The sequence below is a fragment of the Streptomyces scopuliridis RB72 genome, from assembly GCF_000718095.1.
In the GTDB taxonomy this organism is placed as follows: Bacteria; Actinomycetota; Actinomycetes; order Streptomycetales; family Streptomycetaceae; genus Streptomyces; species Streptomyces scopuliridis.
Map to the genome: position 1 here is coordinate 90,399 of NZ_JOEI01000010.1, position 25,394 is coordinate 115,792.

The following is a 25,394-nucleotide window of genomic DNA, read 5'->3' on the forward strand; positions in this document are numbered from 1 at the left end:
TCGTCCTCTAGCTGTTGACTGCCGTCGGCGCGGTGGAGGCGCGGACGACGAGGCGGGGAGGGGCGGTGGAGGTACGGGGGGCCAGGGGGTGCGTGCCGTCAGGGGTGCGGAGGCGCTCCAGAAGGAGTTCGGCCGCGTGCCGGCCGCGCTCGGTGGAGCCCAGGTCGACGCTGGTCAGCGGGGGCCAGCCGGCCTGCGCGAGGAGGCTGTCGTCCATCCCCGCGACGGCGACGTCCTCGGGGATGCGCAGGCCCCTGGAGTGCAGGGCGCGTGCGACGCCGAGTGCCAACTGGTCGTTGGCGCAGAACACGGCGTCGGGCCGGGAGGCATCGTCGGCCAGCAGCCGCTCGGCGGCCTCGGCGCCCGAGTCGATGCCGAAGTCGGTGTGCACGACGAGCGCGTCGTCGTATACGAGGCCGCACTCCGCCATGGCGGTGCGGAACCCCTCGTCGCGGTTGCGGCCGGGCACCGTATCGGGAGGGCCGTTGACGAAGGCGATACGGCGCCGGCCGGTCTCATGCAGATGCCGTACGGCCAGGGCGGCGCCCGCGACGGAGTCGGCGCGCACGCTGTCCACGGGCACGTCGTCGGGCAGCGAACCGATGACGACCACCGGTCCGGCCGCGGTGCGCAGCGCCTCGACATGCTCGTCCGTGATCCGGATGGGGCAGATGACGAGACCGTCGCTGGTGCGGTCGCCCAGGCTGCGCAGCACGGCGAGTTCATCGTCGACCACGGCGTCGGTGGAGTGCAGCAGCAGCCGGTAACCGGCCGCCTTGGTGACGGACTGGATGGCGCGGACCATCGCGACGTACACCGGGTTACCGATGTCCGGCATCGCGAACGTCAACTGCCGTGTCCTGCCGTCCTTGAGGGAACGGGCCACCGCGTTGGGTACGTAACCCAGCTCTGCCGCGGCCCGCTCCACCCTCTCGACGGTGTCCCGGCGGGCGCCGAGGCCGTTGAGCACCCGGGACACCGAAGCGATGGACACCTCGGCGCGTTCGGCGATCGACACGATGGTCGGCTGACCGCCGCTCTGTGTCCTCGGCATCGCTGTGGCCCCCCTGTGTCCGCGACTTCCGGGTTTCTGTAAACGTTTCCGGCAGCTGGAAACGTTTACAGATATTGCTGCGCGGTTTCCTGACGGTCAATAGGCGGTAAATGTGACGCATCTCATGGTGAGACTTCGCGGTGACGCCCAAGGCGGACGCGGGCTCCGGCCCGTGTCCGCCCCGCGCAACGCCGGTGCGGGCCCGGCTACTTGAGGTACGGCCCGGCGGCGCCGATCTTCCCCGGCCCGTTGAGTACGTACACCCGCAGGTTCCCCTTGCCCGGCGCCGCCACGGTCAGGGTCCCGTTGGAGACCGTCCGTACGTCACCGGTGACGGCGTCCGTGTACGTGCCGTTGGGGATACCGGTGTACGTGGCGCCGTCGGAGACCGTGACGAGTGCGAAACTGTCCGTCGAGCCGCTGGTGTAGCGGCGCTTGAAGGCCATGGTGCCGGAGATGCCCTCCGTCGAGTACTGGCCCATCTGCAGCGCGGGCACCGCCCGGCGTATCTCGTTGAGCCGTTGCAGATGCTTGACCAGGGGCTGGTCGAGGGTGGTGGCGACCTGCCCGCTCGCCGACTCGACCTTGCTGAAGTCCGATGCCTTCACGGTTCCCGCGAGATGGTCACCGAAGTACGCGCGTCCTGTGCTGGCCAGCGGGCAGGACGGGCCGCAGTCGATCTGCTTGCCCTTCTGGAACTCGATCTCCGATCCGTAGTAGAGGGTGGGGATGCCGCGGAACGTCCACATCAGCGACATGTTCTCCGCCCACGCGTCCGTTCCGCCCGCGTACCGCTGACTGCTCTTGTTCGGCCCGTAGTCGTGGCTGTCGACGTACACGACGTTGTAGGTCGCGTCATTGGTGGAGTCGTCGGAGTCCTTGCGGTTGTGGTACGCGTTGGGGGCGTCACCGAAGTTCATGTGCATGCGCATGTCGATGATGTTCATGCCGGAGAACCGGCTGCGGTCCGGTGCGTGGTACGTGTTTCCGTTCGGGCCGGTCAGGAAGGCGTTGTCCGAGGTGGGCTGGCTTCCGGTGCCGAGCTGTTGCTCGTAGTCGTACTGCTAAAGGGGCTGCGCGCCGTCGCCGTTCCGGAAGGCCGTCGAAGCGGACCGCTCACAGCCGTAAGCAGTGGACGCAAGAGGCGCGGGAAACACGGGGCGCGCCACGATCACGACGGGGCATGCGTCAATTGGGGGTACTGACAGGGACCCCCTGGTCGCCCTCGGTCTGATACCCCTGCTTGCCCTTGCCGCTCACTCCGCTCGGCCCGAACGCGGGGTTTCGGCGACCGACACCAGGAATTCCTCGGTGCCCCGGTGGGGCCTGCCGTTATGCCGTGGGATGCCCTTCGGCGGATTCGGCGAATCCGGGTGCGGCAAGGAACTGCCCGCCGCGATCCACCGGCAACCTGACGGGTCCCGGCGGCAACTTACCCACGACACCCATGGGTTGATCGTCAGCAGGCAGTGGGAGGCCGTATGCGCAGGGCAGCCAGGTTGTGGGGAGCGGTACTGGGGACCGCCATGGCGGCGGCAGGGGTGATCGCCGCGCCGGGCAGCGCCTCGGCGGCCACGCCGACCATCGTTGTGGCGGTGAACGGCGACGACGCGGCGCCCGGTACGGTCACGCGTCCGCTGCGGACCATCCAGGCCGCCGTGGACAAGGCGAAACCCGGTGACGTGATCGCGGTGCGTGGCGGTACGTACGCCCTCGACGACAACATCACCATCGCCATCTCGGGCACCGCGTCCCAGCCGATCTCCCTGGGTGCGTACCCGGGGGAGCGGGTGGTCGTCGACGGTGAACGGCTGCCCGCGAGCCACACCCCCGTCGGTGGCAGCATTCCGCGCGCCGAGCGCGGTGCCATCCACCAGGAGGCCTCGTACTGGCGGATCTCGGACCTGGAGATCGTCAACGGTCCGTACGGCTACTACTGCGACAGCTGCGACAACAACGTCTTCGCGCGGCTCGTCACGCACGACAACTACGAGTCCGGCTTCCAGCTCCAAGGCGCGTCCAGCGGTAACCAGATCCTGGACCTGGACAGTTACGGCAACCGCGACCCGCGCAAGAACGGCGAGAGCGCGGACGGCCTGGCCATCAAGGAGGGAAGCGGCACGGGCAACGTCGTGCGGGGGGCACGCCTCTGGAACAACGTGGACGACGGGTTCGACGCCTGGAAGTTCGCCTCGCCCGTGCTGGTCGAGAACACGATCGCGTACGGCAACGGCTTCAACCGTTGGAACTTCCCCGACTTCGCGGGCGACGGCAACGGCTTCAAACTCGGCGGCGGCAGCCCGGCGCCGGCAGTGGCACACACGCTGCGCAACACGATGGCGTTCCGGAACGCGGCGAAAGGGGTGACCGACAACGGGAATCCCGGCGCGCTCACCTTGACCCGCAACACCACTTTCCGTAATCAGGGCACCGGCTTCGACGCCGACGTCTCCGGCTCGCGGGCCGTGCTGAGCGGCAATCTGTCCCTCTCCGACCAGACACCCGTCGCTCTCGGTACGGGCACCGTCTCCAGCGGCAACTCCTGGGACCTCGGCGGGACATGGAACGATGCGTCCGTCCTGAGTACGGACACGAGCGCCCTCGCAGCCCCGCGCGGCTCCGACGGCTCACTCCCGTCCGCATCGGCCTTCCTCGTCCCACGAAACGGCACGGCCATCGGCGCCCGGCTGTAGCGCCGCCGGGCGGGTGGGCTTTCCAGCGCCATGGCCGGGGTCCGTGCCCCGGCCATGACAGCCGTCCGCGCCCGACGGTCAGGCAGCAGCAGCAGCCGCCGCCGGTCGCGGAGCGACAGAGGCGTGGTTGTCGGCGGGAGTGACCGAGGCGTGGTTGTCGGCGGGGGCGACGGAGGCGTGGTTGTCCGCGACGGCGGTTCCGCTGAATGCGCCGGCGAGTGCGGTGGCCGCCGCGAGGCTGACCGCGGCCTTCTTCCAACTGTTCATATCGAGTAGTCCTTCGGACAGGGCGCCGAGGCGCGGTGATGTGTCTCCTTCCAGGGTTCTCGGTCACGGACCAGGTGTCCTTGGCGCTGAGTGCACACGTCTGGACGATGCGTCTCCACCAAGCTGTCTGCCACACTCGGGCATCCTCTGACTAGAGTCAGAGGATGGATCCGTCACAGATTGACCAGGTGCGGCGGTTCAACCGCACTGTCACCGAACGCGTGGGCGTGCTCCACGACCGCTATCTGGGCCGCGACCGGCCCATCGGCGAGGCCCGGCTGCTCTGGGAGATCGGTGAGCGGGGCCAGGACGTACGGCGGCTGCGCGAGCGCCTCGGGCTCGACTCCGGGTACGTCAGCCGTCTGCTGCGCGCCCTGGAGAGCGACGGCCTGGTGACGGTGGAGCCACAGCCCCGGGACAGACGGGTACGCACCGTCCGGCTCACCGACGCGGGCCGCGCGGAGCGCGCCACGCTCGACGGCCGGAGCGACGAGCTGGCCGGCTCCCTGCTGGAGCCGCTCAACACCACCCAGCGCGCCCGGCTGGTCGCCGCCATGGCCGAGGTCGACCGGTTGCTGACCGCCGCGACGGTCGTACTGGACGTCGTCGACCCGGACCACCCCGACGCCCAGTACTGCCTGCGGTCCTACTTCATGGAGCTGCGACACCGCTTCGAGGACGGCTTCGACCCCGCCCGGAGCCTGCTGCCCAGCGCGGGCGAACTCCGGCCGCCGCACGGCCTGTTCCTGATCGCCCGGACGCACGGCGAACCCATCGGCTGCGCAGGTCTGAAGCTGCCGCCCCGAGCCCCGGCCGAGATCAAACGCATGTGGGTCGCACCCCACGCCCGGGGGCTCGGCCTCGGCCGCCGGTTCCTGGCCGAACTGGAGGCGCGGGCCGCCCAGCACGGCCGTAACGTACTGCGCCTGGACACCAACAAAGCGCTCGGCGCGGCGATCGGGCTGTACCACTCCTTCGGCTTCCAGGAGGTCGCCGCCTTCAACGACGAGCCGTACGCCCACTACTGGTTCGAGAAGCGGATCACCTGATGTCCCGCGTGGCGGGTCCGTGCGAGGGAGAGGTGACGTTCCGCGCAGGTGTGGTGATCCGGCGGCTCAATACGGCCGCGCTGCTTGTGCCGTTCACCACGTCACCGGCAGTTCACGCAGAGGTGTGGTGAGGAGCCCCTCGTGGCGCCTCAAGTCCCGGGCGTCCAGGGCGAGATCGAGTGTGGGCAGCCGGCGCAGCAGGACGCTGAGCACGGCCTGCAATTCGGTACGAGCCAGCGGCTGGCCGAGACAGGAGTGCGGGCCCGCACCGAACGCGAGGTGGGGGTTGGGGGAGCGTCCCAGGTCCATCTCGTCGGCGTTCTCCCAGGCGCTCTCGTCGCGGTTGGCCGCGGCCATGCTGCACACCACCGTGGTGCCGCGCGGCACCACCCCGCCGGAGAGTTCGGTGTCCTCGTGGACGTACCGGAGCATGCCGAAGCCGCTGCCGTTGGGGTCGAACCGGAGCACCTCCTCCACTGCGTGGCGGATCAGTGAAGGGTCGGCGAGCAGCCGTTCCCAGCGCCGCCGGTCGGACAGCAGGTGCGCCGTCATCATCGCGATGAATCCCGCGGTGGTCTCGTGGCCGGCGAGCAGCAGCGCCTGACCGGTGGCCACCAGCCCGGCCTCGGACATCGGTTCGCCCTCGGCGTCGGCACCGTCCAGGAGGAGGCTGAGCAGGTCGTCTCCGGGCGCGGTGCGCTTCTCGTCGATCAGGCCGGACATGTAACCGGCGAAGTCCTGGTAGGCCGCCTCCGTCTCGGCGCGCGTGTACCGCGTCAGGTTCAAGAACGTGTCGGACCAGGACTTGAACGCGTCCCGGTCGCTCTCCGGTACGCCGAGCATGGCGCAGATCACGTACACCGGGAGAGGGAACGCCAGGTGGGTCACCAGGTCCGCGGGCCGGCCGTGTTCCCGCATGTCGTCGATGAGTTGGCCGGTCATGGCCTCCATGCCGGGCCGCAGCGCCGACATCCGCTTCGCCGTGAACCACTTGCCGACCATGCGCCGCCACCGCTCATGGCCTTCGGCGTTGAGCGCCTTCGCCATCGGGCTGCTGAAGATGCCCTCCGAGTCCCCCGCCGAGATACGGGCGGCGTCGGGCGAGGCCAGCCCCTCACGGCTCAGGCGCGGGTCGGACAGTGCCGTCCTCACGTCCTGATACCGCGTCAGCAGGGCGGCCTCGTCGCCGCTCGGCAGCGTCACCCGCGCCACCGGGCACTTCTGCCGTAGCTCCGCCCACTGCTGTGGCGGTTCCAGCGCCGTCGGTGCGGTGATGGGGTAGCTGATCGGCTCCGTGCCCTGGACTCCGGTCACTTGGGGCCTCCTCCGGTCATCGCGGTTGCGGTGCACAGCAGTGAATCCGAGAAAGAGTCGTAATTCAATCGACTGACTTAAACTCGCCCTTCACGCCTCGACGGCGGACTTCTCCGGCTCGGGGGCCGAGGGCGACTTCTCCGGATCGCCGGTGATGTGGCGCACGGCCGGGATGACGGCCGCGATCGCCGCGGAGACCACCGCGATGCCGCAGCCGATCAGCAGACCGGTACGGAAGCCGCTCTCGGATGTGATGCTCCGGCCGCCGATGCTGGTCGTCATCTGGGAGAGGACCAGACCGATCACGGCGGCGCCGATCGAGGTGCCGAGGGAACGCATGAGTGTGTTGAAACTGTTGGCGGCGGCGGTCTCCGAGAGCGGGACGGAGCTCATGATGAGCGCCGGCATCGAGCCATAGGCGAGGCCCACACCGCTGTTGATCACCATGATGGCCAGCATGATTCCCCACGCGGACCCCATCAGCGCGAGTGAGAGTCCGTAGCCCCCGGCGATGACCAGGACCCCGCTGAGCAGGGTGACCTTCGGGCCGCAGGCGTTGGTCAGCTTGCCGCCGAGCGGGGAGACGATCATCATCATCACGCCACCGGGCGCCATCCACAGGCCGGACGCGAGTATCGACTGCCCCAGGCCGTAACCGGTGGCCTCGGGGAACTGCAGCAGCTGCGGCATCACCAGCATGCCGGCGTACATCGCGAAACCGACGAAGACCGAGGCGATGTTGGTGAGCAGCACCCGGGGACGGGCCGTGGTGCGCAGGTCGACCAGCGGGTCGGTCGTACGCAGTTCCCACGCGCCCCAGGTGGCCAGGAGCACGACGGCGGCGGCGAACAGGCCGAGCGTGGTGCCCGAACCCCAGCCCCAGTCGGCTCCCTTGGAGACCGCGAGCAGCAGACAGACCAGGCCGGCACCGAGGCCGAGCGCGCCGGGCGCGTCGAAACGCTGACCCTTGGCGGCGGCCGGCACGTTCGGGATCAGAAACCAGATCAGTACGGCGATCACCGCGGCCAGTACGGCGGATCCCCAGAAGAGCACCCGCCAGTTCGCGTACTGGGCGACCGCCGCGGCGATCGGCAGGCCGAGGCCGCCGCCGATCCCCATGGAGGCGCTCACCAGCGCGATGGACGAGCTGAGCTTCTGCGCCGGAACGACGTCGCGCAGCAGGGCGATGCCCAGCGGCACCATGCCCATCCCCATGCCCTGCAGGCCGCGCCCGATGATCATCGGGACGACGGAGGACGAGAGGGCGCACACCACCGAGCCCGCGATCAGCGGCACCGAGCACGCGAGAAGCATGCGGCGCTTGCCGATCAGGTCGCCCAGGCGGCCGACGACCGGAACGCAGACGGCTGCCACGAGGAGCGTGGTGGTGATCACCCAGGTGGCGTTCGAAGGTGTGGTGTGCAGAATCTGCGGCAGCTCCGCGATGAGCGGTGTGACCAGCGTCTGCATGATCGCCGCCGTGGTACCGGCGAGCGCGAGCGTGGCGACCACGCCACCCGCGCGGGATGCGTGCTGTGGGGCGTCCATCAGGGGACTCCTATGACTGTGCAACTGACTGTGCGACCGGAAAGAGCTTGTGCATCATACATATGATGTGCAACAACCACTTTACGTGCAGGATTCATGCGCGTGAGGATGGAGTGCGGGCCGTCCGAACGCGGTGCGACAATGACCGGCGAGAGAGGCAGGAGGCGACATACGCATGGTCGGGGCCACGCATGAGGTCGAGTACGAGCAGATGCTGCTCAGCCGCCACACGTTCTTGAACCAGAGAGGCGGACGACGCAAAGACGCCGTACTGGACCGCAGCGCCTATATCCTGCTCAGCCGCATCCGTATGCAGGGGCCGATGTCGATCGGTGAACTCAGCGACGCCTTCGGGCTCGACGCCTCCACCCTGAACCGGCAGACGGCCGCGACGGTACGCGCCGGACTCGCGGAGCGCATCCCGGATCCCGACGGTGGCATGGCCCGCAAGTTCCGCATCACGGCGGAGGGCGCACGCGTACTCGACGAGGAACGGGAAGGCATCGTCCGCTCCCTGGACCGGGTCATGGCTGACTGGCCGGAAGAGGACATCGCCGCCTTCGCCGCCTATCTGAAGCGCTTCAACACCGACATCGAACGCCTCGGCGGCAGGCCCTGGCCCCGCGTCCAGACCCGGTCCGGGCCGAGCGGACCACGGGGCTGACGAGGCGTCAAGCTCTTTTCCGGCGGCCGGCGCTGGTACTTCCAGCCCTGAACGGCACCACAGAAGGCGGGCCCGCACGATTGTGCGGGCCCGCCCCCTGAGAGTGTCCGACGAGTCACAGCCGAGCCCGCACGGCCCCGCAGTCGGGCCGCGTCACGCCGCCGCTCGGGAGCGGGCCTCGTCCGGCTCCCTCGCGTCCACGTCATGGTGAATGGGCGTCCCCGAACCGGTCAGTGGAACCCCTGTCCCGCCCCGGCGCGCCGCGACGATCTCCGCCGCGATGGACAGCGCGGTCTCCTCGGGGGTACGGGCCCCGAGGTCGAGGCCGATAGGGGACCGCAGCCGGGCCAACTCGCGTTCGGTGACGCCGACTTCACGCAGCCGCCGGTTGCGGTCCTCGTGGGTGCGGCGCGAGCCCATCGCGCCGACGAACGCGACCGGCAGCCGCAAGGCCGTCTCCAGCAGAGGAACGTCGAACTTGGCGTCATGGGTGAGCACGCACAGGACGGTCCGTTCGTCGGTCGCGGTGCGCCGGAGGTAGCGGTGCGGCCAGTCGACCACGAGATCGTCGGCCTCGGGGAAGCGGACGCGGGTGGCGAAGACCGGCCGGGCGTCGCACACGGTCACGTGATAGCCGAGGAACTTGCCCGCCCGTACGAGCGCCGTCGCGAAGTCCACGGCGCCGAAGACGATCATCCGGGGCGGCGGCACCCTCGACTCCACGAACAGTGTCACCCCGCCCGGGCAGCGCGATCCGTCCTCCGCGAGCTCGACGGTGCCGGTGCGGCCGGAGTCCAGCATCGCGCGGGCCTCCTCCGCCGCCGTCCGGTCCAGTTCCGGAGGTCCGGCGAGGCTGCCCTCGTACGATCCGTCGGGGTGGACGAGCAGCGCTCTGCCGAGGAGTCCGTCCGGGCCCCGGGCCACCCGGGCGAGTGCCGCTGTCTCTCCCCGGTCCGCGGCCGACACCCCTGCTCGGAACACCGGCGCGTCCGCGCGTACCGGCGTGACCAGGACCTCGATGACACCGCCGCAGGTGAGCCCCACCGCGAAGGCGTCCTCGTCGCTGTATCCGAACCGTTCGCGCACCGTCCGGCCGTCCTGGAGCGCCTGGACGCACAGGTCGTACACCGCCCCTTCCACGCAGCCGCCGGAGACGGAACCGATGGCGGTGCCCTGACGGTCGACGGCCAGGGCGGCGCCGGGACCGCGCGGCGCGCTGCCGCCGACGGCGACGACAGTGGCGACGGCGAAGTCCCGGCCCTCCTCGAACCAGCGGTTCAACTGCTCGGCGATATCAAGCACTCGGGGCTCCCTCCGTCGCTCGGCGCCGTGCCTCGTCCGCCGCCCGCAGGACCCGGTCCGGACGGATCGGCAGGTCCCGGTGACGTACACCGGTCGCGTGCCACACCGCGTTGGCGATGGCTGCGGCGACGCCCACGACACCGATCTCGCCGATGCCCTTGATCGCGATCGGGTCGTCCGGGACGGGGTCGTCCACCCAGTCCGCCTCGATGAGCGGCACATCGGCGTGCGCGGCGAAGTGATAGCCGGCGAGGTCGGCGCCGACATGACTGCCCGATTCCTGGTCCCTGATCGCCTCTTCGTGGAGGGCCATGGAGAGCCCCCAGGTCATACCGCCGATGAGCTGGCTGCGGGCCGTGAGCGGGTTGACGATGGTGCCCGCGGCGTAGATGCCGAGCAGCCGTCGTACGCGTACCTCACCGGTGGTGACATCCACCGCGACCTCGGCGAACTGCGCCCCGAAGGAGTGCCGTTCCTTCTTCGCCAGGGCGCCGATGGCCTCGGTGGTGTTCGACCGGGCGGTGATCCCCTCCGGGGGAATGCCGCCTCCCAGGGCGAGCTTTTCCCGTAGTTCGTCCGCCGCGATTGTCACCGCCCAGGCCCAGGAGCGCGTGCCCATCGAGCCGCCGGCGAACATCGCCGGGCCGAGATCGCTGTCCGCGAGGCGTACACGGATACGGTCCGGGCCCACCTTCAGCGCGTCCGCGGCGACCAGGACCATCGCGGTCCGCGCGCCGGTCCCGATGTCCGCCGCGTTGATCCGTACGGTGAAGCTTCCGTCCTGCTCCGCGGTCACGGCCGCCGTGGACGGGCCGGCTCCCGAAGGGTAGGTGGCCGCCGCCGTTCCGGTCCCGAGCAGCCAGCGCCCCTCACGGCGCAGACCGGGACGCGGGTCCCGCTCCGCCCAGCCGAACCTGCGGGCGCCCTCCTCGAAGCAGGCGAGCACATTGCGGCTGCTGAACGGCAGCCCGGACACGGGGCCGGTCTCGGGTTCGTTGCGTGCGCGCAGCGCGATCGGGTCCATGCCGCACTTCTCGGCCAGTTCGTCCAGGGCGGATTCGAGCGCGAAGGATCCCGGTGCCTCGCCCGGTGCGCGCATCCAGGCCGGGGTCGGCACATCGAGCCGTACGAGCCGGTGAAAGGTGCGGTGCGCGTCGGCGTCGTACATCACGCGCCCCAGCACGGCGCTCGACTCGACGAATTCGTGCACGGTCGACGTAAGGCTCAGTGCCTGGTGGTCGAACGCGCGCAGCCGGCCGTCGGCGTCGGCGCCGAGCCTCATCCGCTGCGCCGTAGGACTGCGGAAACCGACGAGGGAGAACATCTGACGGCGAGTCAGTACGACGCGGACGGGGCGGTGGAGGATGGTCGTGGCCATCACCGCGGCCACTTGGTGCGGGCTGAGCCCCTTCGATCCGAAGCCGCCGCCGACGTGTTCGGACCGTACCCGTACGGAGGCCGGATCGAGGGAGAAGAGCATCGCGAGTTCGGTCGCCACCCACGTGCTGCCCTGGTTGGAGTCGATGACGTCGAGCCGGCCGCCGTCCCAGCGAGCCGTCGCCGCGTGCGGCTCCATCGGGTTGTGGTGCTCCTCCGGAGTGGTGTACTCCTCGTCCACGACGACGGCGGACGCGTCGAGTTGGGCCTCTACGTCCCCCTTCTCCGTCTCGGCCTGGACCATCGGGTTGCTCTCCGGTGTGTACGCGTCGGAGCGCCCGGCGAAGAACGCGACGTCGTGCGGCTCCTCGTCGTACCGCACCACCAGCGCCTCGGCGGCCTCCCTGGCCTGCTCGGATGTCTCGGCCACGACCAGCGCCACCGGCCATCCCACGAAGGGGACCCGGTCGTGCTGGAAGATCCCGAGGACCGGGTTCGGCCGTCCCACCATGCCCACATAGTCGGTGTCGACGCGCGGCGCGTTCCCGTGGTGCAGCACGGTGAGGACGCCGGGCATGGCCAGGACGGGGGAGTCCTCGACGGAGCGGATACGGCCACGGGCCACGGTCGACAACACCAGCCAGCCGTGGGCGAGTTCGGCGAAGGGTATCTCTCCGGCGTAGCGGGCAGCCCCGGTGACCTTGTCGCGGCCCTCCACGCGGGTGTGGGCGGAGCCGATGGCTCCTGTCACGGCGGAGATTCCGGTCGTGGTGGCCGGCGTCGTGGGTGTCGTCGGCGGTGTCATCGGATCGCCTCCTCGGTGAGTTCGGTCAGCACGGCCACGACGAGGTTGCGCGTCAGCGTCACCTTGTATCCGTTCTCGGGAAGCGCCTCGGCGGCCTCCAGTTCGGCATCTGCGGCGGCGGCGTACGCCTCCGCGGATGCCGGGCCGCCGATGAGCACCCGCTCGGCCGCACGGGCCCGCCAGGGCCGGGACGCGACCGCCCCGAACGCGAGGCGCACGTCGCGTACGACACCGTCCTGGACGTCGAGCGCGGCGGCGATCGACCCGATCGCGAACGCGTACGAGGCGCGCTCGCGTACCTTCCGGTACCGCGAGTGGGCGGCGACCGGGGCCGGCGGCAGCGTGACGCCGGTGATCAGCGCGCCGGGCGGAAGGGAGGTCTCGATGTGCGGGGTGTCGCCCACGGGACGATAGAACTCGGCGATCGGCAACTCGCCCGGTCCGTCCGCCGTTTCGTACGAGATGACGGCGTCGAAGGCGGCGAGTGCTACCGCCATGTCCGAGGGATGAGTGGCGACGCAGTGCTCGGAGGCGCCGAGGATCGCGTGGTTGTGGTGCTCACCCGTGAGGGCGGGGCAACCGCTGCCGGGGGCACGCTTGTTGCACGGTTTGCTGAGATCCGTGAAGTAGCCGCAACGGGTCCGCTGGAGCAGATTCCCGCCGACCGTGGCCATGTTGCGCAGCTGTCCCGAGGCGCCGGCCAGGACGGCCTGCGCCAACGCCGGGTAGTGGCGCCGTACTTCGGGGTGGGCCGCGAGATCGCTGTTGGTGACGGTCGCGCCGATGCGCAGCCCGCCGTCGTGCGTGAACTCGACTCCGTCGAGCGGAAGTTCGCGTACGTCTATGAGCAGCGCGGGCCTTTCCACGCCGGCCTTCATCAGATCGATGAGGTTGGTGCCGCCGCCGAGGAAGCGGGCCTCGGGGGCGGCGCCGAGCAGGGCGACCGCTCCGGGGACATCGAAGGCGCGTTCGTAGCCGAACTCCCTCATGCCGCCGCCTCCTTGACCTCGGCCTCGGCGCTGGCCCCGGCATCGGCCTCGGCCGCCTCCGCCACCCGCGCGACCGCCTGCACGATCGAGACATAGGCGCCGCAGCGGCACAGATTGCCGCTCATCCGCTCGCGGATCTCCTCGGCGGTGAGCGCGGGCACTCCCGCTTCGGGCCGGACATCGTCGGTCACGGCGCTCGGCCAGCCCGCCGCGTGTTCCTCGATCACCGCGAGGGCCGAACAGATCTGCCCCGGTGTGCAGTAACCGCACTGATAGCCGTCGAGGTCGAGAAAGGCCTGCTGCACCGGATGCAGCCGCTCACCGTCGGCCACGCCTTCGATGGTGGTGATGGCACGCCCCTCGGCCGCGACCGCGAGCTGAAGGCAGGAGACCGCCCGGCGACCGTCGAGCAGCACCGTACAGGCGCCGCATTGGCCCTGGTCACAGCCCTTTTTGGTACCGGTCAGATCGAGATGCTCGCGCAGGGCGTCGAGCAGGGTGGTGCGATGATCGACGGGCAGCGTGTACTTCTCGCCATTGATGTTCAGGGTGATGGCGCTGGATGTCGATGAGGGGGCTGGGGCCATGATCAGCCTTCTTTCGCATTGCTGATGCGCGTCGAACGAGACGGTCCCGGCGGACAGTCCGGGCAGGAGGGGGCAGGTGGGGGTACCGGGTCGGCCGCACTGGCCGGATGTGCCGCTATGGTGGACCTAAGCGGACAACTGTCCGTTACTCATCGAACCTAACGGACAGCTGTCCGGTTAGCAAGGCGGGCTCGGCCGTTATTCCGGACGGCTTGTATTCCGTGATCCGCAAGGCTTGGCTGCGATTCGGGAAGGAGCACGAGTGCAGCAGGAAGAAGGACGAATGGAGCACGAGACGACTCTGCGCTCGGACGCACAACGGAATCGCGAACGCATTCTGGACGTCGCGCTGGCCGAGCTGACGCGAGCCGCGGACACCCCGCTGAGCGCGATCGCCAAGAAGGCGGGCGTCGGGCAGGGGACGTTCTACCGTAACTTTCCCAACCGCGAGGCCCTCATCCTGGAGGTCTACCGCTACGAGATGCAGCAGCTCGCCGACTCCGCTGCTCAGCTGCTCCGGACCCGCGCACCCGAGCGGGCCCTGAGGGAGTGGATGGACCGCCTGGCCCGGTTCGCCATGGCCAAGGCCGGCCTGGCCGGCGCGCTCCGCAACGCCACCAGCAAGCACGGCAGCCTGTCCCAGCTGGGACACGGCCCGGTGACCACGGCGGTCACGCTACTGCTCCACGCGAACGAGGAGGCCGGCACGATCCGCCCGGGGCTGACCCCCGACGACTTCGTGCTCGCCATCGCCGGGCTCTGGCAGCTCGACCCGCACAGCGAGTGGCAGCCGCGTGCGACGCGACTGCTGGACCTCGTGATGGACGGGCTGCGGGCGGGGGCGACCGGAGCGGGCGGGCCCGAGACGGTCGAGTCCGGGACGGGCGGGGCGTCGCCCGTCCCGGAGTAGCGCCGGTGTGGCCCTCGCCGCCGCTCGAAGCGGGAGAACGCGAAGGCGATGCGCGGTCGGCGCGCGTCGGACCTCACGCCGAGTCGTCCACATGGTGAAAGCCCCCTTCGAGCTCGCGGGTCACGTCCATGCGCTGCGTGCCGACGACCGACAGCAGCCGCAGCGCCTCCTCGGACGGTGAGCCGGGGGCGGCGGTGTAGATCACGACCCGCTGGTCCCGGTCGGTGATGTCGAGGACGTCGCAGTTGACGGTGACCGGACCGACCACGGGATGCCGGAACGTCTTGCACAGGTTGGGCTCGGCGGACACGTCGTGGGAGACCCACAGCCGGGTGAACTCCTCACTGCCGCGGGCGGTCAACAGCCTCACCGAGTCGGCTGCCATCGCCTACGGCCCGGAAGGCATCCGCGTCAACGCGATCGCCCCCGGCAGCACGCTCACCGAGATGATCCGTACCTGGGAAGCGGATTCCCCCGGTCTCGTCGAGCGGCTCACGGCGCACACGCCGCTGCGCCGCGCGGCCGACCCCGACGAAATCGCCCAGGCCGCCGCCTGGCTCCTCAGCGACCGCTCCTCCTACGTGACCGGCACGGTCCTCCGGGTCGACGGCGGCGCGCGGGCCTGAGCCGGGGATGCCGCCGCGGCGGCCGCGTCGGAACCATGCACCGCGCCGTCGCGTCTGTTGCGATCATGAGCGAAAGAACCACGCGAGGCACCACGGGTATGAACCCGACGCCCCGGGGCGTCGCCGGATGCTTCCTCGCCGGCCTCGGCGCGACGACCGCGGCGCTCGTGTGGGCACCGCGGGCCGCCTTCAGCATCGACGGTGGATTCGAGGGCCATGCCCGCGATCTGAGCGTGCTCTTTGTCGATCTGCCGCTCATCGTGCTCGGCGGCGCTCTGGTTCCGGCCTTCGCCTGGGCGCTGACCACGAAGTGGGTGCACCGTCCCTGGGTGGCGGCACTCGCAGCCATGGCGGCGCTCGCGCTCGGGGTATGGGGGCTCACCGAGTGGTGGACCCCCCGCCAGGAGCCGGACCCCGGTTACGGTCCCGGGATCTGACGGGGCCGTGGGGGCCGCCGTTCCTGGAAGCGGGCCCCCGGCGCACTCGGCCGATCCGCTCACGTCGGTGGACACGCCGGGGTTTTCTGCCCGGAAATGGCGGGGTGCTCGCCGAGCTGCGATCGATAGGCGGGGCCTATACGGGGCATCGATTATTGGTCGTGGACCCCGCGTCGTGTGACCCGGTTCACTGTGGCTGCCCACATGCATGGCGCTGAACGGGCTCGGCGTCATGTGGGTTCGGCCTTCCCCTGCCGGGCGCGCTGCACGCGGTTGCCGTCGCGCGGCAGGTTCGGGGAGTGTGCCAGGCCGGACCCTCTTCTCGCCTGGAGGAGGTTGCAATGACGCATACCCCAACACCTGCCACAGCACCTGCCGCAGCGGGTGGCGGTACGCCGTCGAAGCCGTGGTGGCGGCAGTTGTATGTGCAGGTGCTCGTGGCGATCGTCATCGGGATCTTCCTGGGCTGGCGATGGCCGGATCTCGCCTCCTCGATGGAGCCGATCGGCACCACCTTCATCGCCGCGATGAAGATGCTGATCGGGCCCATCGTGTTCCTGACCATCATCGGCGGGGTCGCCGGCGTCGCGGATCTGAAGAAGGTCGGCCTGACGGGGATCAAGGCCCTGACCTACTTCCAACTGGGCACCATCGTCGCGCTTCTGACGGGCCTGGTAGCCATCAACGTCTTCCGTCTCGGCGACGGTGTGCACGCCGATCCGTCCGCGATCGCCACATCGGGCCCGGCCGACGCGTATATCGAGAGCGGTGAGCATCAGCGCTGGTGGGAGTTTCTGACGAACCTCGTGCCGCACAGCTTCTTCGGCGCGTTCGTCGAGGGGGACATCCTGCAAGTCATCTTCCTCGCCGTGATCTTCGGGATCGCGCTCAAGAGTGTGGGCAAGGTCGGTGAGCCGATCATCGCGAGCGTGAACCGCCTGACCGAGGTGGTGTTCAAGGTGCTGGCCTTCGTCATGAAGGCCGCACCGCTGGGCGCGTTCGGCGCGATGTCCTACGCGATCGGTACGTTCGGACTCTCCACCCTGACCAGTCTCGGTTCGCTGATCCTGCTGTTCTACGTCACGTCGATCCTGTTCGTCGTCGTGGGGCTGGGAGCGGTTCTGGCGGCCTTCGTGAAGCTGAACATCTTCCAGTTGTTCCGCTACTTCAAGGAAGAGTTCTTCCTGATCCTGGGCACGTCGACGGCCGAACCGGCGCTGCCGGGCCTGATGCGCAAGCTGCAGTTCATGGGCGTGGAGAAGTCCACGGTCGGTCTCGTCGTACCGACCGGCTACAGCTTCAACCTCGACGGCGCGGCCATCTACCTGTCCCTGGCCACGCTTTACATAGCCCAGGCCACGGACACCGCGTTGTCGATCGGGCAGCAGCTGGGGCTGCTCGCGGTGATGCTGCTGACGTCGAAGGGGGCCGCGGGCGTGGCCGGCGGCGGCTTCATCGCGCTGACGGCAACGCTGTCGACGGTGGGCCACGTTCCGGCTGCCGGGATCATGCTGATCTTCGGCATCGACAAGTTCATGTCGGAGTGCCGGGCCCTGGTCAACTTCTACGGCAACGCGGTCGCCACACTCTTCGTGGCCAAGTGGGAGAACAATCTCGACGTGGAGCGTGCCCGCGCGGTGCTCGGCAGGCACGACATACCCGGTCCGGCTCACGGCGAGGACGGGCACGCAGGCGGCGATCCCGACGGCTCAAGCGCGCAGGGGGAGATACGCGGCGGCGGGCCGGTCACCGGCGCCGCGGCTCCGGACGCGCGCCAGGAGGTGGCGCCACGATGACGTCGGTCGAGCCCGTCACGGCCGCCCTGGGCATGAGGGAAAACACCGTCCCGATCGAAGCCGCGCAGATCTGCGGCCTCGGCGTCCTGCCCCACGGACGCAAAGCGCCGCTGACCACGACCAGTTACGGGCTGGGCGAGGCTGTACGGCATGCGGACACGCCATCGCGAGCAAGTGGATCACCGGTCCCCCGCCACCACCGCAGCCCGGCTGCGGCACGGCGCACCTGCCCCCGGGTAGCCGCTGTCGGATCGATAGGCTGTGCCTGTCGATCGTGGATCCGCCGGCGGAGGTGCCATGGACGCCAGGCAACTTGAATACTTCCTCGCCATCGTCGAGCACGGCGGCTTCAGCAAGGCCGCCGCGGCGCTGCACGTAGCGCAGCCGTCGTTGTCCCAGGCGATGGCCAATCTTGAGGCGGACCTCGGGGTCGCGCTCTTTCACCGGGTGGGCCGCGGGGTCGTCCTCAGCGAGGCGGGTACGGAACTGCTCGGCCCCAGCCGCCGGGTCCTGCGCGACATGGCGGCCGTACGGGACACGGCCGCCTCCCTGTCCGGACTGCGCCGCGGCACCGTGGAGGTGGCGTCCATGCCCTCCCCGGGCATCGAACCGCTGAGCACCCTCATCCACCGTTTCAGCGAGCTGCACCCGGGGGTGACCGTGAGCACACAGGCCGCGTTCACCCCCGAAGAGGTCGTCTCCCTGGTCCGCGGTGGTGCCTGCGAACTCGGCCTGCTCGGCTCGGCCGAACCCGTCACCGCCCCCGGTGTGGATGTTCTGCCGGTCGAGGAGCAGCCGTTCGTCGTGGTCGCCGCTCCCGGCGGAACGATCCGGGATGACGTCGCGATCCGTTCCGGCGACCTGGCGGGCCACAAACTCATCGCCTCCCGGCCCGGCAGTCTCATGCGCGACATCGTCGACGACATCACGGCCGGAGGCACCGGCACCGAGATCGTCACCGTCGTCGACCACCGCACCTCCATTCTTCCCCTCGTCCTGACCGGGGTCGGCGTCGCCGTGCTGCCGTCGTCGTGGACACGGCTGGCCAGACGCTGCGGAGCCGTCGTCGCACCGATAGAGAACGCCGCCTTTCTGCATGTCGCCATGGTCAGTCTGCCCGCCCACCTGACCCCCGCCGCACGCTCGTTCCTGGAGCTGACCCACTCCCTCGCCCGCCGGCGAACGCGGATCTTCACCCCCTGAGACACCCGCTCCGGCGACGCGTCGAACCACAACACCCCTGTGGCCCAACCCATCGGCCGCGCCTATGGGTCGCATCGGAACCACGTCTTGGACGGGCTTTCACCCCCCTTGTTGACTCGTGAACGAGGAAGAACCCGCCCGAATTCACCCAGGAGGCACCCGTGACCAAGCCCCGCACCTTCCGTATCGCCGCCATCCCCGCCGACGGTGTGGGAACCGAGGTGGTGGCCGCCGGCCGTGCCGTCCTGGACGCCTTGGCCGAGAACTCCGACGGAGCCTTCGCCTTCGACTGGGAGGAGTTCCCCTGGGGCTGCGACTACTACGGGAAGACCGGCAAGATGATCGACGACGACGGCCTCGAACGGCTCAAGGAGTTCGACGCGATCTACTTCGGCGCGGTCGGCTGGCCCACCGTCCCCGACCACATCAGCCTGTGGGGACTGCGCCTGAAGATCTGCCAGAACTTCGACCAGTGGGCCAACATCCGCCCCGTGCACTTCCTGCCCGGCGTCCAGAGCCCCCTGCGCAAGGCCGACCACACCGAACTCGACTGGGTTGTCGTACGCGAGAACAGCGAGGGCGAGTACGCGGGGCTCGGCGGCCGTAACCTCTCCGGCCGCGGCCCCGGAGGCGAAGTCGCCATCCAGTCGGCCCTGTTCACCGAAGTAGGGTGCGAGCGCGTCATGCGCTTCGCGTTCGACCTCGCCCGCACCCGCGACCGGCGCAAGGTCTCCAGCGTCACCAAGAGCAATGCCCAGCAGTACGGCATGGTTCTCTGGGACGAGGTGTTCAAGCGCGTCGCCCAGGACTACCCGGACGTGGAGACCGAGAGCGTTCTCGTCGACGCCATGTCGGCGAAGTTCGTCCTGAGGCCCGAGGACCTTTCCGTCGTCGTCGCCTCCAACCTCAACGCCGACATCCTCTCCGACCTCGGAAGCGCGCTCGCCGGCAGCCTGGGCCTCGCCGCCAGCGCCAACCTCAACCCCGAGCGCCGCTACCCCAGCATGTTCGAGCCGGTCCACGGTTCCGCGCCCGACATCGCCGGACAGGGCCTCGCCAACCCCATCGGAGCCGTCGGCAGCGCGGCCCTGATGCTGGAGCACTTCGGCCTGCCCGAGCAGGCCGCCCGGCTGAACAGGGCGATCGAGGCGACGACCGCCGCCGGCGTCCTCACCCGCGACGTCGGAGGCACCGCCACCACCGAAGACGTCACCAAGGCCCTCATCGGCCACCTGACCAACTAGGCCCTGTCCGGCCGTCGAGGCGCTCGGCCGGGTGCCCGCCGCCGTTCTGCCGAGCCTGCGGCGCGGGCCACCCAGGGTCTCCGCGGTCATCGAAACCTCCGCCTCTGTCAGTGACACCGAACTGGGCGGCACGCTCCTTGAGGTCGTCGCGATTTCCCGTGCCGTGAGCCCCTGTCTCCTCGCGCCCTCCTCGCATGGGACGTGTGGGGGTCACGAGCCCTGTAGGGGCTCATAGGGGTTGTAGGGGATGAAGTTCATCCTCCGGTTTTCGTAGGATGGCTTTGCCCGAGGGAACACAGAAAGGTGGCGCACCGGAAGTCGCGAACCACGAAGGGGCGGCCGATTTTCCGACTTCGCCTGCGCATATCTACCAGCGTTGAGGGCCAGGGAGGTCTTGTATGCCGGTCGGTGTCTTAGGGGTTGGATTTCATGTTCCAGAAGTGATCATCGACAACGCGTGTATCAGCGAATGGGCGGACGCCCCGGAAGACTGGGTGGCCCGGCGTACCGGTATTTACGAGAGGCGTTACGCGCCCGCCGGGGTGGCGACCTCCGATCTCGCCCACGAGGCGGTCACCGACCTGCTCAGCAGAACTCCCGGGATCGAGCGGGACATCGGCCTGGTGATCGTCGCCACCGCCACTCCGGATCAGCCGCAGCCCGCGACGGCCGTGGCCCTGCAGAGCCTGCTGGGTCTCGAAGCGGCGGCTTCTTTTGACATCAACGCGGTGTGCTCCGGGTTCGTCCACGGGCTCACGATCGCCTCCGCGCTGCTCTCTTCGTCCTCCGCCTTCGGTACGTACGCCCTTGTCGTGGGCTCCGACATGTTCTCCTCCGTCATGGACCGCACCGACCGGAGAACGGTCAGCCTCTTCGGTGACGGCGCCGGTGCCGCGCTGCTCGGACCGGTGCCGGAGGGTTACGGAATCGGCGCGTCGCGCATGGTGGCGCACGGGAGTCTGCGATCACTGGTGGAGGTGCCGGCCGGTGGTACCAGAAAGCCGTTGACCCCTGAGGCGCGTGCCGCGGGGGAGCATCTGTTCAAAATGGACGGAAGGCCCGTCGCGGAGTACGCCCTGCGGGCGCTTCCCGAGGTCATCGGCGCGACTCTGGCGGACGACGGGCTGTCGATCGAGGACATCGACCGGTTTATTTTCCATCAGGCCAATGTGCGGTTGCTGGAAAACATCACGTCCCAACTGAAACTGGACCCGGACCGGGTCCCGATGACGGCCCCGCAGTATGGCAACACGGGGGCGGCTTCCATTCCCATCACGATGCGGGATGCGCAATTACGCAGACCATTCCGACGCGGTGAGCGCATTCTCCTCGCGGCAGTGGGAGGTGGGATGACGGCGGCGGCAACTGTATTGACCTGGTTCTAGTTCTGTCTCCCCCCGGATAGTCATTTGCGATTGAACGCGCCTGAGAAGAGGTTGGAAAGTGACAGTCTTCGAAACCGAGTCGGTAGATGACGCGCTCAATGGCCGGGTGGCCGCCGAGCCCCCCGAGGGCCTGTACGAGGTACTGGACGGCCGGATGACCTGCGACGAACTCCACGATGTCATCAGGTCGGTGCTCCATGACGACGGCCGGCCCACGACGGAACATACGCTGGAGGTCCTCCAGCCCGGGAATTACCGGGTGCGTCTCGGCGACAGCTGCCTGGAGATCCGCAGTCGGCCGCTGCCCGATGTCGCTCCCGACACCCTTGACCACATCCTGCCGGCGGCGGGCAGCCGCCGGGTGCTGCTCACCACCTCCGGCCCGCTGCCCGACGACATACGCGCCTTGTTCGTCTCCCTGTTGGAGAAGCTGACACTCCGGGGACAGTGCTACAGCGAGGCGGAGATCGACTCCATCGTCCGGGCCATGCCGCTGGTCGACCGGTACGCCACGAAGGAACCCGCCCTCGCCGACTGGGCGTTGATCTTCCGCGACCACTACGTGGAGAACAGCGTGGGCTTCCTGCTCGGCATGGAGCGGGCCGGTCTCGACCCCAACTGGGTCTTCGCGCTCTCCAAGGGGGACCGCACCCTGCACCGCAGCCGGGTCCACGCCTGGTTTCTGAACCACGGCTATCTGAGCGACGTACTGGACAACTCGGTCATCAATGACACGGCCGACACGGCCGCCCAGGCGTACGCGCTCGGTGTCAACGAGCGCGTCAACGCCTTCATCCGGCAGGCCCACGCCGCCGGCCGCAAGGTGCTGGTGATCGACGACGGCGGGTTACTGGCGCAGGGGTACGGAGCGGACGGAGTGCTCACCGAGTACATCGACGCCGCTCTCGAACTGACCGTGAGCGGACTGAAACGTATCGCCAACGCCCCGGGCGAACTGTCCATCCCGGTACTCAACATGGCCCGTTCGCGCCTGAAGACGATGCTCGGCTACAACGAGATCGCGGACTCCTGTGTCCGGCGCCTTCGCGCCATCCTCCCCGGCGAGAAGTTCATCGGCCGGCATGTGCTGATCCTCGGCTTCGGCACGCTGGGAGCGCGCGTGGCGTACGCGCTGCGGTCCCTCGGCTGCCGGGTGAGCGTGGTGGACACCGACATCCTCGCGCTCATCACGGCCGCGGAACACGGTTTCGAGACCTATCAGACCGCCGCCGAGGCGCTGCGCGGCCACTCCCCGTTCCTGGTCATCGGCGGCACCGGAGAGCTCGCCATCACCGCCGAGGACCTGCCGCTGCTGCCCGACGGTGTCTATCTCGCCGGGTTCGCCACCAAGGACTTCAGCATCCTGAGCGAGGGATTCGAGGGGGTCGAGTCGACGGTCGTGCCGTACGTCGGAGTACGCCACGTCCTGCCCTCGGGAGCCGCGGCAACGGTGCTGGGCGACGGCCGCTCGCTCAATCTCTTCGAGTACGAGGGGATCGCCAACCGCGGCTACGACGCCTACCGGGCGGGAACGCTGATCGCCGCCAAGACCCTGTGCCGGGACATCGGTTCGCTCGACCCCGGACTCCATCTGGAGCCGGTGGACCGGGCCATCGACGAGGCCGAGCTGTTCCACGCGTACTACAGCGAGTACCTCTCGGGGAAACAGCACCGGACGGCCGCGCCGGAACACCTCCTGACCGCCACCGCCCTGTGACAGCGCGCATGTCCAGGACACATGTGTGCGTGGTCGGTTACGGGGTCGCGGGCCGGCTGCACGAGCGGTTGCTGAGCGCCCTCGGGTTCCTCGTCAGTGTCGTGGACCCCCTGGCCGAGGCGCCTGACACCGGCGCCCCCCGGTACGACCGCGTGGCGGACGTGCCGCGCGACGTACCGGTCGACGTGTGGTCGGTGTGCTCGCCCACCGCGACGCACCTGGAGACCGTGGCGCAGGTGCTCGCCCGGGACCCGGCGGCGCGGCTGCTGGTGGAGAAGCCGGTCTGCCGCCCCGGCGAGGGCGCCGGACTCACCGCGCTGCTGGCCGGGTACGAGCGGGCCCGCCTGGTGGTGATGAACCAGTACCGGCATGCCGAGGCCGCCGCCGTACTGCGCAGTCTGAAGAAGGAGTTCGCGCCCGGGTACCCGGTGAGCGGCGTCCGGGTCGGATTCGGCAAGGACCGCAGGGAGGACATCGCGGCGGGCCGGTTCGTGGACCACGACTACGGGATCTTCGGCTACGAGTGGCTGCATATGCTCGCCCTGGTCAGCGGCGTACTGCCGACCGGGGTGTACGACCGGTATCTGCTCACCGACCCGGCCGAGCACGACGTACGTGTGGCGGTCGACCCGGAACTGACCAGCACTGCCGCTCATGAGACCACCACGATCGACGACCTCACCATCGAGCTGTACTCCACCATCGTCGGGCCCGACGCCCATCCGCTCGTGCCCGCGCCGAAATGGATGGGGCCGTCCCCCGAAGGCGCGGAGAGCAGACAGCGGCTGGTCGAGATCACCGCCGGGCCGGTGCGGTTCACCGTGAAGCTGGATCCCGTCACGCTGCTCAACGGCACCCCGCTGGCGCGCAATACGCACTGGCTGGCCGTCGAGGGCCCCGACCACCGGAGCGAATGGTTCTTCCACGACTCCCCGATGGACAACGCGCTGCGGTGGTCAATGGACGTTCTGCTCACCGGACCCGCCCGCCCCGAGGTCGACCTGCGGCCCATTCACCGCATCAGCCGTCTGGCCGAGGTGGCCCGGTCCCGCGAAGGACTGCCGCCCACGGCACAACCGCACGCCACCCCCTCCGCCCGTCTGTGAGGTCATCCGCTCATGAGCCGAATCTGCTTGGTGGTCCCCAGTAACAAGTTCGACCAGTACTTCATCCAGATCCCCCTGGACATCCTCATGGCCGCCGGTCAACTGCGCGCCGAAGGCCATGAGGTCAGCGTCTGGGACCAGCGCCTGCAGGACGAGCCCCCCGTCGGCGAGGATCCCGACATCCTGCTGATCTCCTCCGCCATCGCCGACCGGGCCCAGTGCTACCCGCTGGACCTGGGCCCGATCAGGGCCGCCACGGACGTCGCGAAGGCCCGCTTCCCGAGCGCCCGCACCATTGCCATCGGGCCGCACGGCACCCACCTTCCCGAGGCGACCAGGCTCGACCTCGGGGTCCAGCATGTCGCCCTCGGCGAGGCGGACTCGGCGGCCGTCCAGGCCGTCCGCAGCCTGAGCGCGGGCGTGACCGCCCCGGTCCTGTCCGGTGACATCGCGCCCGCCTCCCCGCTCGCCATCGTCGGGGACCGCCCGAAGCCGTACGCGAACATCCCCTTGGAGGAGTTCGCGCTCCCCGCCTACGACCTGGTTCCCCTGCGGAGCTATACGGCCGAGGTCATCGTCGACGGACTGCCGCAGCCCGGCCCCTGCGGGATGGTGCTGGCCGCCCGCGGCTGCACGTACGGCTGCACGTTCTGCCATCTGCCGTTCGGCAACCGCATGCGGATCCAGCCCGTCGACCGGGTGATCGCCGAAGTGGAGGCCCAGCAGGCGGCCGGCCTGGATTTCCAGTTCTTCCTGGACTACGTCTTCGGCATCAACAAGACCTTCTACACCGACATCTGCCGGCGCCTGCGCGGCCAGGGAGTCGGCTGGGTCGGCCAGACCCGGGCCGAGATCGTGCTGAAGAGCGATGTCACCGAATGGGCCAAGGCGGGCTGCCAGGGCATGTGGCTGGGCGCCGAGTCGCCCGCCGTGGCCGGCACGGGCGTCCACAAACGCGTCAGCGAGCAGCAGATCCGCGACGCCGTGCTCAAGCTGAAGGACGCCGGGATCGTCCCCTTCGCGTTCATCCTGCTCGGACTCCCCGACGACGACGCCTGCATGTCCGACTGGCTGGTCGACTGGGCGGGCGGCGTCCCCGGGTGGTTCGGCATCAACCAGCTGTTCCTGCGCCCCGGGACCAGCCTCTACGACCAGCTCGCCCCGCAGTACAACGATGGCTCCGTGCCCACGAGTTGGCGTGAGATCCAGGAAGTGACCCGGCGCTACCGCGAGAGGTACCCGGCCGACCTGGACGACCAGGAACGCCGTCTCACCCAGCTGCCGAACTATCTCGGGAACGCCATTGTCCCGGTCGGCTGAC

21 protein-coding genes and 4 pseudogenes are annotated in these 25,394 nt (G+C 69.4%); 15 read left to right on the forward strand and 10 right to left on the reverse strand.

The window, feature by feature from the left end; all coding sequences use genetic code 11:
- Window positions 1–7: 7 nt before the first annotated feature.
- Together IF11_RS0115105 and IF11_RS0115110 are read right to left on the reverse strand one after the other, a co-directional pair.
- Window positions 8–1,054: a LacI family DNA-binding transcriptional regulator gene (locus tag IF11_RS0115105; protein ID WP_030352099.1), complete on the reverse strand. Its 1,047-nt coding sequence runs from the start codon at window positions 1,052–1,054 to the stop codon at window positions 8–10.
- Window positions 1,055–1,260: 206 nt separating this feature from the next.
- Window positions 1,261–2,115 (reverse strand): annotated as a pseudogene (locus tag IF11_RS0115110) (alpha-amylase family protein); the annotation flags it as partial.
- A 420-nt stretch (window positions 2,116–2,535) separates the two neighbouring features.
- Here IF11_RS0115110 and IF11_RS0115115 point away from each other — a divergent pair.
- The gene (locus IF11_RS0115115) at window positions 2,536–3,747 is read left to right on the forward strand and encodes a right-handed parallel beta-helix repeat-containing protein (RefSeq protein ID WP_030352101.1); all 1,212 of its coding nucleotides are present in this window, start codon (window positions 2,536–2,538) and stop codon (window positions 3,745–3,747) included.
- A gap of 78 nt (window positions 3,748–3,825) precedes the next feature.
- On the opposite strand, the gene IF11_RS0115120 is transcribed toward IF11_RS0115115, so the two are convergent.
- Entirely contained in the window at window positions 3,826–4,014 is a 189-nt protein-coding gene (locus IF11_RS0115120; protein WP_030352102.1) for a hypothetical protein, read from the reverse strand.
- A gap of 164 nt (window positions 4,015–4,178) precedes the next feature.
- Here IF11_RS0115120 and IF11_RS0115125 point away from each other — a divergent pair, with 164 nt between their 5' ends.
- Window positions 4,179–5,063 (forward strand): bifunctional helix-turn-helix transcriptional regulator/GNAT family N-acetyltransferase, encoded by an 885-nt coding sequence (locus IF11_RS0115125; RefSeq protein WP_030352103.1) that lies wholly within the window; start codon window positions 4,179–4,181, stop codon window positions 5,061–5,063.
- A 93-nt stretch (window positions 5,064–5,156) separates the two neighbouring features.
- Here the strand turns inward: IF11_RS0115125 and IF11_RS0115130 are convergent, their stop codons facing one another.
- Window positions 5,157–6,377, reverse strand: a complete 1,221-nt coding sequence (locus tag IF11_RS0115130) for a cytochrome P450 (protein ID WP_030352104.1) — start codon at window positions 6,375–6,377, stop codon at window positions 5,157–5,159.
- A 90-nt stretch (window positions 6,378–6,467) separates the two neighbouring features.
- Window positions 6,468–7,925 (reverse strand): MFS transporter, encoded by a 1,458-nt coding sequence (locus IF11_RS0115135; RefSeq protein WP_030352105.1) that lies wholly within the window; start codon window positions 7,923–7,925, stop codon window positions 6,468–6,470.
- A 175-nt stretch (window positions 7,926–8,100) separates the two neighbouring features.
- Between IF11_RS0115135 and IF11_RS0115140 the strand changes: the two genes are divergently transcribed.
- Window positions 8,101–8,589, forward strand: coding sequence for a MarR family winged helix-turn-helix transcriptional regulator (locus IF11_RS0115140; RefSeq protein WP_051745933.1), 489 nt, complete (start codon window positions 8,101–8,103; stop codon window positions 8,587–8,589).
- Window positions 8,590–8,742: 153 nt separating this feature from the next.
- Here IF11_RS0115140 and IF11_RS0115145 read toward each other — a convergent pair whose 3' ends face one another.
- Genes IF11_RS0115145 through IF11_RS0115160 form a run of 4 tightly spaced genes read right to left on the reverse strand, consistent with a single transcriptional unit; the run spans window position 8,743 to window position 13,649 of the window.
- Complete coding sequence (locus IF11_RS0115145; RefSeq protein WP_030352107.1) at window positions 8,743–9,891, reverse strand: XdhC family protein; 1,149 nt, start codon at window positions 9,889–9,891, stop codon at window positions 8,743–8,745.
- On the reverse strand, window positions 9,884–12,073 hold the full coding sequence (locus IF11_RS0115150) for a xanthine dehydrogenase family protein molybdopterin-binding subunit (RefSeq protein WP_030352108.1): 2,190 nt from the start codon (window positions 12,071–12,073) through the stop codon (window positions 9,884–9,886). The genes IF11_RS0115145 and IF11_RS0115150 overlap by 8 nt, the downstream gene beginning before the upstream one ends.
- Entirely contained in the window at window positions 12,070–13,062 is a 993-nt protein-coding gene (locus IF11_RS0115155; RefSeq protein WP_030352109.1) for an FAD binding domain-containing protein, read from the reverse strand. Before IF11_RS0115155 ends, IF11_RS0115150 begins: the two co-directional genes overlap by 4 nt.
- Window positions 13,059–13,649: a 2Fe-2S iron-sulfur cluster-binding protein gene (locus IF11_RS0115160; RefSeq protein ID WP_030352110.1), complete on the reverse strand. Its 591-nt coding sequence runs from the start codon at window positions 13,647–13,649 to the stop codon at window positions 13,059–13,061. Before IF11_RS0115160 ends, IF11_RS0115155 begins: the two co-directional genes overlap by 4 nt.
- A 283-nt stretch (window positions 13,650–13,932) precedes the next feature.
- Here IF11_RS0115160 and IF11_RS0115165 point away from each other — a divergent pair, with 283 nt between their 5' ends.
- Window positions 13,933–14,559 carry a TetR/AcrR family transcriptional regulator gene (locus IF11_RS0115165; RefSeq protein ID WP_051745935.1) on the forward strand — a complete coding sequence of 209 codons (627 nt, stop codon included), beginning with the start codon at window positions 13,933–13,935 and terminating at the stop codon, window positions 14,557–14,559.
- A gap of 73 nt (window positions 14,560–14,632) precedes the next feature.
- Here IF11_RS0115165 and IF11_RS36635 read toward each other — a convergent pair.
- Window positions 14,633–14,908, reverse strand: a pseudogene (locus IF11_RS36635) (MmyB family transcriptional regulator); the annotation flags it as partial.
- Here IF11_RS36635 and IF11_RS36640 point away from each other — a divergent pair.
- From IF11_RS36640 to IF11_RS0115210, 11 genes and pseudogenes are all read left to right on the forward strand, one after another.
- A pseudogene (locus IF11_RS36640) lies at window positions 14,901–15,185 on the forward strand (SDR family NAD(P)-dependent oxidoreductase); the annotation flags it as partial. The pseudogenes IF11_RS36635 and IF11_RS36640 sit on opposite strands and share 8 nt — an antisense overlap.
- A 65-nt stretch (window positions 15,186–15,250) precedes the next feature.
- Window positions 15,251–15,622 carry a hypothetical protein gene (locus IF11_RS0115175; protein WP_240627761.1) on the forward strand — a complete coding sequence of 124 codons (372 nt, stop codon included), beginning with the start codon at window positions 15,251–15,253 and terminating at the stop codon, window positions 15,620–15,622.
- A gap of 341 nt (window positions 15,623–15,963) precedes the next feature.
- Entirely contained in the window at window positions 15,964–17,418 is a 1,455-nt protein-coding gene (dctA, locus tag IF11_RS0115180; RefSeq protein ID WP_037727795.1) for a C4-dicarboxylate transporter DctA, read from the forward strand.
- Window positions 17,415–17,735: a glycerate kinase gene (locus IF11_RS40135; RefSeq protein WP_106979179.1), complete on the forward strand. Its 321-nt coding sequence runs from the start codon at window positions 17,415–17,417 to the stop codon at window positions 17,733–17,735. Before dctA ends, IF11_RS40135 begins: the two co-directional genes overlap by 4 nt.
- A complete protein-coding gene (locus tag IF11_RS0115185; protein ID WP_030352114.1) occupies window positions 17,716–18,621 on the forward strand; it encodes a LysR family transcriptional regulator in 906 nt (301 codons plus the stop codon). The genes IF11_RS40135 and IF11_RS0115185 overlap by 20 nt, the downstream gene beginning before the upstream one ends.
- A 161-nt stretch (window positions 18,622–18,782) precedes the next feature.
- The gene (locus IF11_RS0115190; RefSeq protein ID WP_030352115.1) at window positions 18,783–19,865 is read left to right on the forward strand and encodes a tartrate dehydrogenase; all 1,083 of its coding nucleotides are present in this window, start codon (window positions 18,783–18,785) and stop codon (window positions 19,863–19,865) included.
- An 8-nt stretch (window positions 19,866–19,873) separates the two neighbouring features.
- A pseudogene (locus tag IF11_RS43200) lies at window positions 19,874–20,031 on the forward strand (DUF2201 family putative metallopeptidase); the annotation flags it as partial.
- Between the two features lie 232 nt (window positions 20,032–20,263).
- Entirely contained in the window at window positions 20,264–21,250 is a 987-nt protein-coding gene (locus tag IF11_RS0115195) for a 3-oxoacyl-ACP synthase III family protein (RefSeq protein ID WP_030352116.1), read from the forward strand.
- A gap of 58 nt (window positions 21,251–21,308) precedes the next feature.
- Window positions 21,309–22,967, forward strand: a complete 1,659-nt coding sequence (locus tag IF11_RS0115200) for a Rossmann-fold NAD(P)-binding domain-containing protein (protein WP_030352117.1) — start codon at window positions 21,309–21,311, stop codon at window positions 22,965–22,967.
- An 8-nt stretch (window positions 22,968–22,975) separates the two neighbouring features.
- Entirely contained in the window at window positions 22,976–24,073 is a 1,098-nt protein-coding gene (locus IF11_RS0115205; protein WP_078490697.1) for a Gfo/Idh/MocA family oxidoreductase, read from the forward strand.
- Between the two features lie 12 nt (window positions 24,074–24,085).
- Window positions 24,086–25,393 (forward strand): B12-binding domain-containing radical SAM protein, encoded by a 1,308-nt coding sequence (locus tag IF11_RS0115210; protein ID WP_030352119.1) that lies wholly within the window; start codon window positions 24,086–24,088, stop codon window positions 25,391–25,393.
- Window position 25,394: the final 1 nt, after the last annotated feature.